Below are 14,605 nucleotides of genomic sequence, written 5' to 3' on the forward strand. Positions count from 1 at the left end.
GGTGTTGAGACATACCGACCTTAGGAGGGACACCTAGACGGCGACAGAAGTTTCACTGAACAACGGATTAAGTCTTCTCAACAATTCCCAGGCTGGCCTGTGCCAGCCGGTATAGCGTGCTAGTCCCCAGATCTCGATACCCGGTCCCACTGGTGGTGTTATGCCCGGTGGCCACGACCAGTTCGGGAACCTCGCGAGCTGCGCCGGATGAAAGTGAGGGCACTTTCAGGCGTCGGCGTCCCGAGAATACCCGGCCAATGACTGACAGCCAGTCGCCGCGAGCACGGATTTGCCAGGCCTGTTGAATCACCGGCACCTGAAGTTCTCGGAGTCTTTTCAATTGCACATGTAATGACTGAGGAATACCCACCGGGCCGGAAAAGATAACGCTATTGATTCTCCACCAGTACCACGGGTGAATTCGGTCGCTACGAGTTTGTGCCCACAACGCGATGCGGTGGACAGCCTTCAGTGTGAATAATCCACCGTAGGAGTGGGCTTCTAACCCGATGTGAACATCCGGAGTGATCTGTGGGCAGTATCCCAGATAGTCCCATAAGTCCGTGGCGAGATGGTCCGCGACGGTATAGGCCGCCCGCACCCCGAGCACATCGACCGCCGAGGTGGCCGGGTGCCCCAGCCAGCTAATCACCAGGGGACGAGCATGGGGTAACACCATGGTTTGAGCTAGGTGCAGTTGGGCCGCCTCCCGCGCAGCACCCCAGGTGTTGTTCGAGGCGCTAATTCTCATCCCGGAGATTTGCCAACTGACGTGGGTGGGCTCGTCGAGCTCGCCAACCCCGATCAGCACCCGTTCCCGGGCCAGGTCAAAGTCCAGCAGATGGCGCGGGGCGAGCAGGTCTTTCATGGAGTCCGGTTTCAGTGCGTGGACGATTCCGTCCAGGACGCGCCGTTCCTCGGGCGAGAGGCGTTCCCGGTGACGCTGAATGGTCTTGAGCCGGGCTGAGGCCTGCTCGTGGCGCTCTATTAATCCACGTAATCCACGGGGCGCCATGGCAGTGCTTTAGAGCTGGAGAGGCGGGAATCCAGGGCCCGCAAAACGCGAGCGCGTTGCACGGTTGTCACTTCGCGTCGCTGATCGTGATCACCGCGACGCTGTGGCGACTGCCGGTGTGCTGGTGGAGACTGGGTTTGTTCCGGTTCCACATCCATGTTTGCCGAGCGGAAGTCTGTCACAACGTCTCCCCCGGCCGCTGCAGTGAAAGTCCGGGGAACACGACCGTAGGCGTGCAAGAGGTTCACCTGATCAACCAGGTGGGAAATGGTTTGCCGGAGCGAGTGGACTTCACGTTCCAACTCCACTACGTGACGAATGCCTTCCAGCGAAATACCATCGCGGGAGAGCTGTTGAATGCGACGCAACCGGTGCACATCGCTCACCGAGTAGCGGCGCTGTCCCCCACCCTGGCGGTGCGGGACCACCAATCCCAGACGATCATATTGGCGCAGGGTCTGGGGATGCATATCAGCCAGCTCGGCAGCCACCGAGATTACAAAGATCGGGTCGGCGGCTGCCGGGTGGTCGGGGTCGAATTGTTCAAACTCTGCGAACAGGTTCTCCCAATCTTTCCGTCCGGAGCGGGCTGTCATCACAGGCTCGCTTTCTGTGCTAGCCCGGCTCGGGGATTATTGCCCTGGGTTGCTTGCGCGTAGGCCTCAGCGGCGGCCTTAACCTCATCGTTGGGCTGATCCGGAACGGCGATCTCCAGCTCGACCAGCAAGTCACCTTCCGTCTTCTTGGTTTTAATACCGCGCTTCTTCAGTCGCAGAATTTTACCCGAGGACGATCCGGCTGGGACTTTCACCTTCACGGAAGAATCCAGAGTCGGTACTTCCACGGTCGCCCCGAGGATCGCTTCGTCCACGGAGATCGGTACCCTCACGCGTACGTTTTCCGGGTGTCGCTCGTCGCGGACAAAATAGGGGTGAGATGTGACGTGGACGGTGACCAACAGGTCCCCGCGTCCGCCCGAGCCCGGCTGGCCCTTACCGCGAGCGCGCACCGTCTGCCCATCCTTAATGCCGGCGGGAATTTTAACCTCGGTGATTTCCCCGTCGGCGGCCCGTAGTTGCACGGTGGTGCCACGCACCATTCCGCCAAAGGAAATACTGGTCTCGGCCTTGCGGTCAGCGCCTTTTTGCCGGGGTGGCGAGTAATTTCCAAATCCACCAAAGAGGTCCGAAAAGTCCGGGCCCTGTGCCCCGCCCCGGGAGAATCCTCCCGAAGCGCCACGATTGAACAGGCCGCCAAAGATATCCTCGAATCCAGCACCACTAGTCCCGGCTCCTCCGGCACCGGTACCACCGGCCGGTCCGCCGGTAAACCGAGCGCCAGAGCCCATGGCCCGAATCGCATCATATTGTTGACGTTGCTCCGGATCACTCAAGACCGCGTTGGCCTCGGTGATGTCCTTGAATTTTTTCTCCGCGGTTTCGTCACCGGGGTTTTGATCCGGGTGGTATTTGCGGGCCAGTTTCCGGTAGGCCTTTTTAATATCGGATTCAGAGGCGTCTTTGGAGACACCCAGGGTGGCGTAAAAGTCTTTATCCACCCAATCCTGTGAGGCCATGGTGCCTCCTTTCGCTCATCATCAGTGACCATCACGACCGACCATGCTGTCACCTCCGGCCGGTCTCGATGTGGTCTCGAATCGTTGTCGTCTCGTCCTGTTGCGCGTCCTACTGCGCGCCCTACTGTTCGTCGGCCGGTCCGGCCGAAACCATCACCTGCGCTGCCCGAATCACTCGATCATGGCGCACGTAGCCGTTACGGAAGACCTGCACAATGTGTTCGGCAGGTACCTCGTCGGAGGGTTGCCGCAACATGGCCTCGTGGTGCGCGGGATTGAACTCTTCTCCTGCCAAAGCCTGCTGGTCCTGGCGCTGGAGGCCAAACTGGCTCAACACTGAGTCTAGTTTTTGGGCAATCGCGGCGAAGGGGCCGTCAACAAGATCACCGTGCTCACGGGCCGCATCGAGGTCATCAAGCACTGGTAACAGCGCTTCAAGCATGGCCACCGTGGCGTTATCCCTCGCCACGTCCCGATCCCGTTCGACACGACGACGGTAGTTAATAAACTCCGCCTGTAAACGCTGCAGATCGTCGCGCAACTCGGCGGCTTCAGCTGAGGCCTCGCCAGAGCTGTCTGCCGGCTCGCTGTGCTCGTTGTCGATGCCCTGTCCCGCATCGGTGCCTTGCTGGTCAGTGGCCTGGCTGAGAATGTCTTCTGCCTGGGTGACCGGGTCACGAACCTCTCCGGTCTCCGGGTCAATTTTGCGCTTATCGGTGAAACGGATTTCCTCGTCGCGACCCTTGTCTGGGTCTGGATCCTGGGAGTTGTGCTGGTCTGTCATCACACATTCCTTTTCTACAAAGCCGGGGCGGTAGCGCGATGGGCCGGCCGGTTGGCCGGCCCATCGCTGGCTCACACGGCCTCAGCCCGGATGGACTGACACCGCTAGTGATTGGGCGCAGGATTTACTTGTTGTTATTGTCGTCATCTTCGTCGACAACTTCGGCATCTACAACATCCTCATCGTCGGAGGATCCTGCATCCTCACCACCGGCAGCCTGGCCGGCTTCATCCTGGCTGGAAGCGTACAGCGCTTCACCCAGCTTGGTCTGGGAAGCCTGCAACTTCTCGAAGGCAGCCTTGACCTCGTCGTCGTTGTCTTCCTTCTCCAATGCGGCCTTCAGCGCATCGACGTCGGCCTGGACTTCTTCCTTCACATCGGTCGGAAGCTTCTCGTCGTTATCCTTGATGAGCTTGTCAACCGAGTAGGCGCTCTGCTCGGCAGCGTTGCGTTGCTCCGCTGCTTCACGACGCTTCTTATCGGACTCAGCGTGAGCTTCCGCGTCCTTGACCATGCGGTCGATGTCCTCATCCGACAGCGAGGTACCGCCAGTGATGGTCATCGACTGCTCAGTGCCAGTACCTTTGTCCTTCGCCGAGACGTGGACAATACCGTTGGCGTCGATGTCGAAGGTGACCTCAATCTGTGGCATCCCCCGCGGAGCCGGAGCAATACCGGTCAACTCGAAGGTGCCCAGTGGCTTGTTGTCGGCGGTGAACTCCCGCTCACCCTGGAAGACCTGAATGGACACCGAAGGCTGGTTGTCCTCAGCGGTTGTGAAGGTCTCGGACCGCTTGGTCGGGATGGCGGTGTTGCGCTCGATCAGCTTGGTCATCACGCCGCCCTTGGTTTCAATACCCAGCGACAGCGGGGTGACGTCGATCAGCAACACATCCTTGCGGTCACCCGAGAGCACGCCGGCCTGGATCGCAGCACCGACCGCTACGACCTCATCGGGGTTGACACCCTTGTTGGCGTCCTTACCGGTTAGGTCCTTGACCAAATCGGCCACCGCGGGCATACGGGTCGAGCCACCAACCAGCACCACGTGGTCGATATCGCCCACGGTGATGCCGGCTTCGTTGATGACATCTTCGAAGGGCTTCTTGGTCCGTTGCAACAAGTCCGAGGTGAGATCTTCAAACTTCGCCCGAGACAGGTGCTCGTCCAAGTGCACCGGACCGTTTTCGTTGACCGAGAGGTACTGCAGGGAGATATTGGTTGACGTAGCCGAGGACAGTTCCTTCTTGGCCTGCTCAGCGGCTTCCTTCAGACGCTGCAAAGCGATCTTGTCCTTGGACAGATCCGCACCAGAGGCCTTGGCCTTCTCTAGCAACCAGTCCACGATGGCCTGATCCCAGTCGTCACCGCCCAGGCGGTTATCGCCTGCGGTAGCCCGAACCTGAATGGTCGAGAACTCGTCTTCATCTTTGCCGATTTCCAGCAGGGAGACGTCGAAGGTACCACCGCCGAGGTCGAAGACCAGAATTTGCTCTTCTTCCTTACCGCGGTCCAGACCGTAGGCCAAAGCTGCCGAGGTCGGTTCGTTAATAATGCGTGAGACCTTCATCCCGGCAATTTCACCGGCTTCCTTGGTGGCCTGACGCTCTGCGTCGTTGAAGTACGCCGGAACCGTAATCACGGCCTCGGTCACGTCTTCGCCCAAGTACTCTTCAGCGTCGTGCTTGAGCTTCATCAGGATGCGCGCTGAAATTTCCTGCGGCGTGTAGGTCTTATCGTCAACATCGACGGTCCAGTCGGTCCCCATGTGACGCTTGACCGAGGAAATGGTGCGATCGGGGTTGTTCACAGCCTGGCGCTTGGCAATTTCACCGACGAGAACTTCACCAGACTTGGAGAACGCCACCACCGACGGGGTAGTGCGAGCGCCTTCAGCGTTTGCGATAACGGTGGGGTCGCCACCTTCCAACACGGCAACGACAGAGTTCGTCGTTCCGAGGTCAATACCTACTGCACGTGCCATTCCAGTCATCCTTTCCATCGGATTATCAATCCCTTGTGGCTCCTTGAGCCTTCTCCACTCAAGATAACCATCATCGCTCATCCGGTCAAATAACCTTGAGCGACAGAGACTCAAGTTTTCTTATTCTGTGCAACCATGCCATCTCGAAAAACATTCCCGGGTGGGAAAATTTTTTGGAGAAACGGACCAGAGGCCCGACATCACGGCCCCTAACACCTGGAGTGCGCGCAGAAAACCCGCAGAAAACTAGCTGGAGCCCTCTCGTTGCGCCTCTTTTTTCGCCGGGAGTGAACTTAGATCTGAGGATTTCGCAACAGCCCTTATTTTGAGCCATTCATAATTACCTAGGGTAGCCTTACGTACCTTGCCGGCGATCTGAGAACACGGTTTAGTTATAACCAAGGTCGCAGGGAGCACCAGGATTCCGCCGGAATCGTGGCCCCGACCGGAGAAACCGCCGTGAGTGAGATGCACTCACCGGGCACTTTCTGAAGAAAGGGAGCAACATGACTGAAGCAAACGCAAACTACACCACCCCCGGCCTGGAAGTTGAAGAAGGCCACCGCGTCGCTGAGGTTCTTCAGACTCGTCTGCACGCAATGAACGACCTGCAGCTGACCCTGAAGCAGGCTCACTGGAACGTTGTGGGTCGCGACTTCATCTCCGTGCACGAAATGTTGGACCCGCAGATCGACCTGGTCCGCGACTACGCCGACACCCTCGCTGAGCGCATCGCCACCCTGGGTGTTGCTCCGAAGGGCACCCCGGGCGCGATCGTCTCCGAGCGTACCTGGGAAGACTACTCCCTGTTGCGCGGTTCGACCCTGGCTCATATCTCCGCTCTGGACGAGGTCTACACCGGAATTATCGCTGACCTGCGCGCTGCGATCTCCGAGGTCGGCAAGGTTGACCCGATGTCCGAGGACATCCTGATCGAGCAGGCACGTGGCCTAGAGCTATTCCACTGGTTCCTGCGCTCGTTCATCACCTCCCCCCAGGGCGACATCGAACACGTGCAGGACTAATGACCCGCTCAGTCGGTTGCCACCGGCCGGTGCGCAAGTTACCGTGAGGGCCTAGCGCACTGAGACACGACTCGACGACGTGTCGTCAAGCGATGATCGCTTGGCGTCACGTCTGTCATATCGGAGGTCGCACCCGGTGGCCTGCTGATGTGAACGGCTCAGAAGTAACCTCTGGGTTGTTCTCAGCCCGGAGACTAGGATGGAGCCATGAAACCCCTGATTCTTGGTATCGACGGCCGTTCCGGGGCCGGCAAGACCGAACTCGCCGACGCCTTGGAACAACGGATCCACGCGGAACACCCCGAACTCTCCGTTGCGGTGTTCGGCCTCGACCAGCTCTACCGTGGCTGGGACGGGTTGGAGGCTGGAGTTACCCTGTATACCCACGAATTGCTCCCAGCCCTGGCACAGGGTGAAACCGTCACCTACCGAGACTGGGACTGGTCAAGTAATGCCCCCGACGGAGCATTGGGGCCGGAGAGGACCTTCGCTCCAGGCCAGATCACCATTATTGAGGGTTTTGGAACCGGCGCTCGCGCGGCCCGGGAACATCTCAACTCTCTGATCTGGTTGAATGCCCCCGAACTATCCCGCCGGGACCGCGCTGTGGGTCGAGGCGGGGAGAACTACGGGCCAAACTGGGAACGGTGGTCATCTCAAGAGCAAGACTTTACCGACCGCGACCGAGTCGAATCGGTTGCCGATTTGGTCCTAGACACCTCAGGTCCCGCCGAGTCGGTCCAAGAGGCCGCCTATACGATGTTGCGCCTTGAAATCTCCACCAACGGAGCCGCTAGCTCCTCAGCACAGGGACTAAACTAGCTCCCGTGATGACTCAGTTGCAGATCTACGGCGGATTACTCATTATCGCCCTCGGCATGTCGGTGCTGAATTTTGCACCCTCAACGCCGTTTAGCTATCCGCTGGGGTTTGCTCTGTTGGCCATCGGTTTCATCATCCTGCTGTGGCCGGCTTTGAGCAAGGAACACCAACAAGACGACGTGGATTCCGACTTAGACTAGCCAGCTGAGACCAGCGAGGACCAGCACAAAATACGTGGCGACCTAGCGTTACTGCAAGGCCGAGGTCAGGCGGAAGACGTTATCCAACCATCGTTTATATCGTGGCCTGGCCAACCATTGTTCTAAGGTGAGTTCCTCGCACTCGGCCCGATACTCGTCCATGACACGTTCGGTCGCCGCTACGATCTCCGCGCCCACTGCCAGCACAGTAACTTCCACGTTGAGCGAAAACGAGCGCATATCCATATTCGACGATCCAAACACGGCCACATCGTCATCGACCGTGAACATTTTCGAGTGCAAGACATTGGGGTCGGGATAGCGCAAGATCCGCACCCCGGAGCGTAGGAGCGCCTCGTAGTAGGACTGCTGGGCGTGGTGAACCATGAACTGGTCCGCGCGACGACACACGATCATCTCGACATCCACTCCGCGCTGGGCTGCGGTAGTGAGCGCGTAAAGCATGGAATCATCCGGCACCAAGTAAGGGGTCACCACCCGCAGAGTGCGGGTGGCGGAGTAGAACAGATGGTTGAAGGCCCGCAGGTTGTTTTCGTTCGCAAAACCCGGGCCGGAGGGGATAACCTGCGCGGAGATACCCCGGTGATCTTCAATCTCTTCGGTGGTGAGATCACGCAGATTTTCTTGAGTGGGTTGTCCGGTCTCGGAGTACCAGTCGGTGGCGAAAACGATGTCCAGTGAAGCCACGATCGGCCCGGTAATCCGGGCCATGACATCGACCCATTCTCGACCCATTTTGTGAGCCGAGGCCCTCTTATACCCGGGTTCGATCAGGTTCTGAGATCCGGTGTAGGCCACGGTTCCATCAATCACCATCAACTTTCGATGATTGCGTAGGTCGGGTCGCTGATACTGGCCGCGTAGGGGACGCACCGGCATGGCCCGGTAATACTCAATGTCGTGCTCCCGCAAGAGTTTCAACAAGTCCCGATAGCCGCGCACGCGTAGCGAGGCAATATGGTCAAATAAGACGCGCACCGTCACGCCACGTTGTTTAGCACGGATCAACGCATCAAAAACCACTGAGCTATAACCCTGTCGGTCTACGGGGTCTACCGCGCAGATGTAGAACATCATGTTCACATAGTCGTGGGCCCGGTCGATATCTTGGGCCATGGCGTGCAAGGAATTGCGGTAGTCGGTGTAGTACTGGAAGCTATTGCCATCCAGCATGGGGAACCCCGTCAGCTGACGGGTCAACGCAGCCGAGGACTCGACGTACTGGGGTACCTCGTGGATCTGGTCAGGGAGCGTCCAGTGCGCGGTAGCACGCCGGAGTTCCTCATTAACGGCTTTCTGGCGCGAGCGTCGCTGACCGCCGAGTTTGAACGAGCCCAGCAACAAGAAGAGCAAGACCCCAATCCAGGGCAGGAAGAAAATCACCAACAGCCAGGCCATCGCCACCGCGGGACGCCGATTACCCGGAACAATTCCCAGCAGCAAAATACGAATGCCCAGGTCGAGAATCACCACGAGGATCGCAAGCCAGATCGGCCAATCAGCAATCTCGGAAAGGGTCCAGTACATAGGGTGACATTCTACTCATCGAGCGGGCTCAGTACCGTGACGCCAGCTCGGAAACGGCGGTCGGTCAACAGTCAATAACACTCAACCTACAGGCACTCAACCTACAGGACCGCATCAAGGATGGATTCAGCCCAGTGCTCGGGGACCGGGCGTTTGATCAGAAGTCGCCAGAGCAGTGCTCCGGCCACCATTTCAGCGATGATCTCGGGGCTGGATCGCAAGGTTCCGGGTTGCTCTCGCTCAGCATGTCGGAGCCGACCGATCAGCACATTCATCAGTGGATCGGAGATCGGACGGAAGAGTTGTTCAGCATCTTCTCCGGCAGCAGCGACCATCGAGATCAGGTTTTGGACGAGTTGCGGGGTATCGGCATCGTCGAAGATTTTGTCCAACTCTGTGGACATCCACGCGAGCAGATCGGCTTTGAGCTGATCAGTGTGAGGAGCCGGTGCCGGATAGTAGGTGACCTTTCCCTGCGAGATCGCTTCCAGGACCACATCATTTTTGGACGACCACCAGCGGTAAATGGTCTGTTTGGACACCCCGGCGCGGGCGGCAATGCTTTCCATCGTCACTTGATGGTGTCCGCCTTCAGCCAGCAGTTCGGATGTCGCCTGCAAGATCGCTTCATGCGATGCCACTGACCGTGGTCTGCCGCCTCGCGATTTCTGTTCTTCGGTCATATTCCTACTTGCTTCCGGACCAGATGGATGGCCATCAGCCCTATTCTGCCCGCTCCCCAAGCGAAAGCAGGACTTTGAATGAGCCGAGGTGATGATCTTTACGGTGCCGAAAAGAGTCTCACCATTAGTTTCGAGACGCTCCGTCAACTATAGTAGCGATCGAGCCTAAATATCTCGAACTTGAGGACTATGTACTGTGGCTAAACTTCTGAACAAACTTGGGCTGGGCGCCGCCGCTCGCCCGTGGACTGTCTTAATATCCTGGCTGGCGCTTGTCGCCATTGCCGTGATTAGCTTTTTCACTTTTGGTGGTCAGCTACAATCGACCATCACCATTCCCGATACTCCGACCGTGCAGGTCACCGACCGACTCGAGGAAGAATTCCCCGATGCCGCCAAGGGCACCGGGCCGGTCGTGTTCCGCACCGAGGATGGTTCGGAATTTACCGACGAGCAAAAGAACGAGATCGGGGACCTGCTCACTGATCTCGATGAGCTCGACGCGGTGAACGAAACGGTGAATCCTTTCGACACCGAAGAGCAACGACAGGACCAGATTCAAGAAATCGAAGATGGTCAACAACAGCTCGACGACGGCGAGGAGAAGCTGGCCACCGGTCGCCAGGAGCTTGACGACGCTCGCGAGCAACTGAGTGCGACTGAACAGGAGCTGGACGAAGGCCAAGAACAGGTTGACGCCGGCATCGAGCAGGCCGTGGCTCAAGGCATTCCGCAAGAAGCCGCCGAGCAACAGGCTGCCCCGCTGCAAGAGCAGATTGATCAGGGCCGCGAACAGCTCGAACAAGCCCGTTCTGAGTTAGCGACTCAAGAGGACGAGCTGGACGAGGCGGAGCAAGAGATCGAGACCAATCGCGACCAACTTCAGGATGCCCAAGACCTTCTCGATGCCTCAGAAGGTTTCTCACTGGTCTCAGAAGACGGTACCACCGTTGAAGCGATCATCATGTTCAATAAGCCTCCGCTCGATATTGAAGAGGAGGACCGCGAGGGCGTCATGGCCGCCCTCGAGGAAGCCGAGATTGACGGGGTGGAAATCCTTCCCACTCAGCAGGTGTCCCAGACGATCCCGCAAATTATTGGCCCGACTGAGATCGTCGGTATGGTGGTGGCGGCCATTGTGCTGTTCATTATGTTGGGTACTTTCGTCACCGCAGGTCTGCCGTTGCTGAACGCACTGGTCGGCGTCGGTGTGGGTGCCGTCGGTTCCCTGGCCTTCTCCTCCGTGGTGGAGATGGTCTCCATCACCCCTGTCCTGGGCATCATGCTCGGCTCGGCCGTGGGTATCGACTACGCGCTGTTTATCATCAACCGGCACCGCCAACAGCTCAAATCCGGCATGGATGTGCGTACCTCGATTGGTTTGGCCAACGGAACTGCTGGTACCGCAGTGCTGTTTGCTGGGTCGACCGTGGTCATCGCCCTGCTAGCCCTGGGCATTACGGGTATTCCGTTCTTGGGCCTGATGGGTCTTGTCGGTGGGGTCTGTGTGCTACTGGCTGTGCTGGTGGCTCTGACGCTGACCCCGGCAATGCTGTCCTTCATCGGCCCGCGTGCCTTGAGCAAGAAGGAACGCCGGAAGCGAGACGAACAGCACTCAAGCCAAGCCAAGCACTCTGCCGAGGAATCTGATGAAGGCTCCTCCTCGCAGATTACCGGTCACCATGACCCCCAAACCCAGCCCATGTCGTGGACTCGTGCGATCGTCACCGCTGTGGCTTCGATCGCTGTGCTGGGCATCTTGGCCATCCCGGCTTCCCAGATGCGACTGGGCCTTCCCGACGGTTCGGCTGAACCTGAAGGATCGGCCGCGTATGAGTCCTACATGGCCATCGATGATGCCTTCGGTCCCGGACGTAACGGCCCGTTGGTGGTTACCGCGGATCTGGAAGAGGACACCTCGGATGATGATGCGATGACTATTACCGCGGAATTGGCCACCCAAATCTCCGAGATGGATGGGGTGGACCAGGTAGTTCCGGCGGGAACCAATGATGACAACTCCATCTTGGCCCTGCAGGTCGTCCCCGAAGAAGGCCCGAACGAGCCTTCCACGGAGGACTTGGTCTACGAACTGCGCGACACCACTCCGGAAACCAATGCCTCCGACCTGGGTGTGGCTGGTATGACCTCCGGGTTCATCGACATCTCCGATGAACTCGCCGAAGCTCTGCCCGTCTACCTGGCAGTCGTGGTGGGTCTGAGCTTGCTGATCATGATCGTGGTTTTCCGCTCTTTGGTGGTCCCGTTGATCGCCACCGGTGGTTTCGTGCTTTCCTGCTTGGCCAGTATGGGTGGCGTGGTCGCCATCTACCAGTGGGGTTGGCTAGATACCATTTTCCAGGTCTCGACCCCCGGCCCGGTGCTGAGCTTCCTGCCGACCATTCTGATCGGTGTGTTGTTCGGTTTGGCCATGGACTACCAGTTGTTCATCTCTACCGGTATGCGTGAAGCCTACGTCCACGGATCTGACGCACGCACCGCGGTCATGCAGGGCTTCAAGTCCGGCCGCTCGGTGGTCACTGCAGCGGCGATCATTATGATCTCGGTCTTCGGTGGTTTCATCTTCGCCGATGATGTGATGATCCGCCCGATCGGTTTCGCGTTGGCCTTCGGTGTATTGCTGGACGCCTTCGTGGTCCGCCTGTTGCTCATGCCGGCTCTGATGCACCTGGTCGGTGCAGGTGCCTGGTGGTTCCCGAAGTGGCTGGACAAGATCGTGCCGAACGTTGACGTCGAGGGCTCGTCCCTGGACGAAGAGATCAGTCGCAAGGAAAAGGACGACGCAACGGCTCAGGCCTAAGCACTGATCCGGTCAGCACGTTTTCTTCCGGTGGCCCGGTGGTTCCTCTGTGGGGAATTACCGGGCCACCGGCGTTTAAGGGCACAGGGGGTATCTAGACACGCGGTATCCAGTACTGTGGACCTCAGGATGAAAACTGTGCTGATTGCCTCCGATTCGTATAAGGGAGCCGCCACCGCTGCGGAGGTCTGCCACGCCATTGCTACCGGTATCCACCGTGCTGATCCCTCGATTGTCGTGCGCCAGCTTCCGCTGGCCGACGGCGGAGAGGGCACCGTAGAGACTGTGTTGGCTGCTCGAGGTGGCCGACGGGTCACCGCAACGGTCACCGGAGTCTTCCCCGGCGATACTGTCAGGGCCAGCTATGCGCTGCTAACGGAGACCACCGCGGTGATCGAGATGGCCGCCACGGCCGGGCTACCCTTGGCTGCCGGACATCTGGATCCGGGAGCTACCACAACCCGGGGCGTGGGCGAGCTCATCCGGCACGCAATCGAGTCTGGGGCAACTGAGTTACTGATCGGTGCCGGCGGTTCGGCGACGCATGACTTGGGACTTGGTGCAGCCTGGGCGTTAGGGGCCCGGTTTTATACCGCTGAGGGCGAGGATTTCATCCCCACCGGGTCACGATTGCGCGAGCTCGATCGTGTTGATGTCTCGGCGGTGGCCGACACTCTCGGTTCCGCCCGGTTGCAGGTGCTGTGCGATATTGACAACCCGCTGACCGGACCGCAGGGGGCGACTGCGATATTTGCCCCACAGAAAGGCGCCACCGACCGCCAACTGATCGACCTGGAAGCCGGAATGGTTCACGCCGAGGCGGTGATCGCCCGCGACACCGGCGTGTCCGTGGCTCAGCTGCCCGGTGCTGCGGCCGCCGGAGGTCTCGCCGCAGGGTTAGCAAGTGTGGCCGGGGCGAGCGTGGTCTCGGGCATTGCAACCTTGCTCGATCTGCTGGCTTTTGAAGACCAGCTGACCGATTGCGATGTGGTGCTCACCGGTGAGGGACGTCTTGATGGCCAGTCGTTGTCCGGTAAGGTCCCGGTCGGGGTGGCTCGCGCGACGCGTACCGTGGCTGCACGTACCGGCCGGGCTATCCCCGTGATTGCCCTAGCTGGGGCACTGGGCGATGAGCTCGAGGACCTCTATGCCGAGGGTCTGACGGCGGTGTTCCCCATTGGTTCCGGTCCCCAGAGCCTGCAGGCGGCCATACGTCAGACCACCGATGATCTCACACGAGAAAGTGAGAACTTATTCCGGCTGTTGCGTCGCGTCGGGACGATCGGCGTTCCGCAAGCAAGCCAGTAGTTGTCTCAAAAGGCCGTGGACTCGCTAAGCTGGTAGTCGGCAACCCTCTCCCGCAGGAGAGCTCGGTCCGGATGCGCTGGACCCGGTCATCAACACAGAAGAAAGCAGGAGTGATGGATAGCAATAAGCTAATGCAAAAGGTTCTGACCACCGGTGTCTCGCTGGCCGGCGGTTATCTCGGCACCAAGATCGTCGATCTGGGCTGGAAGGCTATGACCGGTGAGAAAGCTCCGTCGGAAGACGATGAGCAACAAACCTCGATCGCGAAAATCGTGACGTTCGCGGCGATCTCGGCAGCGATCTCGTCGCTGATTACGTCCGGTTCTCAGCGCGGTGTCCGCAAGGCCATGGAAGCCCGCGCCAAGAAGCAGGAGAAAACCAAGCGGACCGCGCGTCGAGTCGGCGACGCCGAAGTCTAGGAGTTCTGGGCTGGCTTCTGGGCTGACTCGTCAGGTTGATCGTGATCAGCGCGCTGATCTTTTTCATCCTGGCGAGTAATCACTTCAGCCAGTTCATCCACATAGAGCAACTCCGGGTCCAGATGCCGGGAACGGTAGGTGGCTCGACCCACCAGGTGCGCCGAGACCGGTGCGGTCACCAGCTGTAGTACCCAGGCGACGACCAAGACGGGAACCCACCACCACGACTGCCAAATGCATCCCAGGCCGGCCAATGCCGTTAACAGACCGAATACCTGTGGCTTGGTTGCTGCGTGAATACGCGAGAGCACATCCGGGAAGCGCAACAGACCGATTCCTGCCGTGGCTGACTGGGAACAGCCCACCACAATGAGAATCGCGCCGGCGATCTCCCACCCTGACTCAAATTCGATCATAGTC

The 14,605-nt window shown here is 59.1% G+C and carries 14 protein-coding genes; 6 read left to right on the forward strand and 8 right to left on the reverse strand.

Translation table 11 applies throughout. The annotated features are described in order from the left end of the window. Positions 1–67: 67 nt before the first annotated feature. The 5 genes from DCC24_RS00995 to dnaK form a co-directional block, all read right to left on the reverse strand. Positions 68–1,015, reverse strand: a complete 948-nt coding sequence (locus DCC24_RS00995) for an alpha/beta hydrolase (RefSeq protein WP_110098038.1) — start codon at positions 1,013–1,015, stop codon at positions 68–70. Continuing rightward, positions 988–1,611, reverse strand: a complete 624-nt coding sequence (locus DCC24_RS01000; RefSeq protein WP_110098039.1) for a heat shock protein transcriptional repressor HspR — start codon at positions 1,609–1,611, stop codon at positions 988–990. Before DCC24_RS01000 ends, DCC24_RS00995 begins: the two co-directional genes overlap by 28 nt. Then, positions 1,611–2,591, reverse strand: coding sequence for a DnaJ C-terminal domain-containing protein (locus DCC24_RS01005; RefSeq protein ID WP_110098040.1), 981 nt, complete (start codon positions 2,589–2,591; stop codon positions 1,611–1,613). The genes DCC24_RS01000 and DCC24_RS01005 overlap by 1 nt, the downstream gene beginning before the upstream one ends. A 121-nt stretch (positions 2,592–2,712) precedes the next feature. After that, complete coding sequence (locus DCC24_RS01010) at positions 2,713–3,375, reverse strand: nucleotide exchange factor GrpE (protein ID WP_110098041.1); 663 nt, start codon at positions 3,373–3,375, stop codon at positions 2,713–2,715. 124 nt (positions 3,376–3,499) lie between these two features. Beyond that, on the reverse strand, positions 3,500–5,359 hold the full coding sequence (dnaK, locus tag DCC24_RS01015) for a molecular chaperone DnaK (RefSeq protein WP_110098195.1): 1,860 nt from the start codon (positions 5,357–5,359) through the stop codon (positions 3,500–3,502). Between the two features lie 506 nt (positions 5,360–5,865). Here dnaK and DCC24_RS01020 point away from each other — a divergent pair. From DCC24_RS01020 to DCC24_RS01030, 3 genes are all read left to right on the forward strand, one after another. Beyond that, complete coding sequence (locus DCC24_RS01020) at positions 5,866–6,384, forward strand: Dps family protein (protein WP_110098042.1); 519 nt, start codon at positions 5,866–5,868, stop codon at positions 6,382–6,384. A 207-nt stretch (positions 6,385–6,591) separates the two neighbouring features. Continuing rightward, a complete protein-coding gene (locus DCC24_RS01025; protein WP_110098043.1) occupies positions 6,592–7,206 on the forward strand; it encodes a hypothetical protein in 615 nt (204 codons plus the stop codon). Between the two features lie 5 nt (positions 7,207–7,211). Further along, positions 7,212–7,406 (forward strand): hypothetical protein, encoded by a 195-nt coding sequence (locus DCC24_RS01030; protein ID WP_146206241.1) that lies wholly within the window; start codon positions 7,212–7,214, stop codon positions 7,404–7,406. A gap of 48 nt (positions 7,407–7,454) precedes the next feature. Here DCC24_RS01030 and cls read toward each other — a convergent pair whose 3' ends face one another. Continuing rightward, complete coding sequence (cls, locus tag DCC24_RS01035; protein WP_183145593.1) at positions 7,455–8,954, reverse strand: cardiolipin synthase; 1,500 nt, start codon at positions 8,952–8,954, stop codon at positions 7,455–7,457. A 101-nt stretch (positions 8,955–9,055) separates the two neighbouring features. After that, the gene (locus DCC24_RS01040) at positions 9,056–9,595 is read right to left on the reverse strand and encodes a TetR/AcrR family transcriptional regulator (protein ID WP_158524562.1); all 540 of its coding nucleotides are present in this window, start codon (positions 9,593–9,595) and stop codon (positions 9,056–9,058) included. Positions 9,596–9,833: 238 nt separating this feature from the next. Between DCC24_RS01040 and DCC24_RS01045 the strand changes: the two genes are divergently transcribed. The 3 genes from DCC24_RS01045 to DCC24_RS01055 all read left to right on the forward strand — a co-directional run bounded on the left by DCC24_RS01045 (position 9,834) and on the right by DCC24_RS01055 (position 14,185). Then, the gene (locus tag DCC24_RS01045; RefSeq protein ID WP_110098046.1) at positions 9,834–12,458 is read left to right on the forward strand and encodes an MMPL family transporter; all 2,625 of its coding nucleotides are present in this window, start codon (positions 9,834–9,836) and stop codon (positions 12,456–12,458) included. A 129-nt stretch (positions 12,459–12,587) separates the two neighbouring features. After that, positions 12,588–13,766 carry a glycerate kinase gene (locus DCC24_RS01050; protein ID WP_110098047.1) on the forward strand — a complete coding sequence of 393 codons (1,179 nt, stop codon included), beginning with the start codon at positions 12,588–12,590 and terminating at the stop codon, positions 13,764–13,766. Between the two features lie 113 nt (positions 13,767–13,879). Next, a complete protein-coding gene (locus tag DCC24_RS01055; protein ID WP_158278442.1) occupies positions 13,880–14,185 on the forward strand; it encodes a DUF4235 domain-containing protein in 306 nt (101 codons plus the stop codon). Here the strand turns inward: DCC24_RS01055 and mnhG are convergent. Then, entirely contained in the window at positions 14,182–14,601 is a 420-nt protein-coding gene (mnhG, locus tag DCC24_RS01060) for a monovalent cation/H(+) antiporter subunit G (RefSeq protein WP_110098049.1), read from the reverse strand. The two genes, DCC24_RS01055 and mnhG, sit on opposite strands and share 4 nt — an antisense overlap. Positions 14,602–14,605: the final 4 nt, after the last annotated feature.

The sequence above is a fragment of the Auritidibacter sp. NML100628 genome, from assembly GCF_003185985.1.
GTDB classification, from domain to species: domain Bacteria; phylum Actinomycetota; class Actinomycetes; order Actinomycetales; family Micrococcaceae; genus Auritidibacter; species Auritidibacter ignavus.

Bases quoted from the DNA above. Each gene is read 5' to 3' on its own strand.
- dnaK (WP_110098195.1), bottom strand. From the start codon at position 5,359: ATGGCACGTGCAGTAGGTATTGACCTCGGAACGACGAACTCTGTCGTT.
- cls (WP_183145593.1), bottom strand. From the start codon at position 8,954: ATGTACTGGACCCTTTCCGAGATTGCTGATTGGCCGATCTGGCTTGCG.
- DCC24_RS01055 (WP_158278442.1), top strand. From the start codon at position 13,880: ATGGATAGCAATAAGCTAATGCAAAAGGTTCTGACCACCGGTGTCTCG.
- mnhG (WP_110098049.1), bottom strand. From the start codon at position 14,601: ATGATCGAATTTGAGTCAGGGTGGGAGATCGCCGGCGCGATTCTCATT.
- DCC24_RS01050 (WP_110098047.1), top strand. From the start codon at position 12,588: ATGAAAACTGTGCTGATTGCCTCCGATTCGTATAAGGGAGCCGCCACC.
- DCC24_RS01005 (WP_110098040.1), bottom strand. From the start codon at position 2,591: ATGGCCTCACAGGATTGGGTGGATAAAGACTTTTACGCCACCCTGGGT.
- DCC24_RS01010 (WP_110098041.1), bottom strand. From the start codon at position 3,375: ATGACAGACCAGCACAACTCCCAGGATCCAGACCCAGACAAGGGTCGC.
- DCC24_RS01000 (WP_110098039.1), bottom strand. From the start codon at position 1,611: ATGACAGCCCGCTCCGGACGGAAAGATTGGGAGAACCTGTTCGCAGAG.
- DCC24_RS01020 (WP_110098042.1), top strand. From the start codon at position 5,866: ATGACTGAAGCAAACGCAAACTACACCACCCCCGGCCTGGAAGTTGAA.
- DCC24_RS01025 (WP_110098043.1), top strand. From the start codon at position 6,592: ATGAAACCCCTGATTCTTGGTATCGACGGCCGTTCCGGGGCCGGCAAG.
- DCC24_RS00995 (WP_110098038.1), bottom strand. From the start codon at position 1,015: ATGGCGCCCCGTGGATTACGTGGATTAATAGAGCGCCACGAGCAGGCC.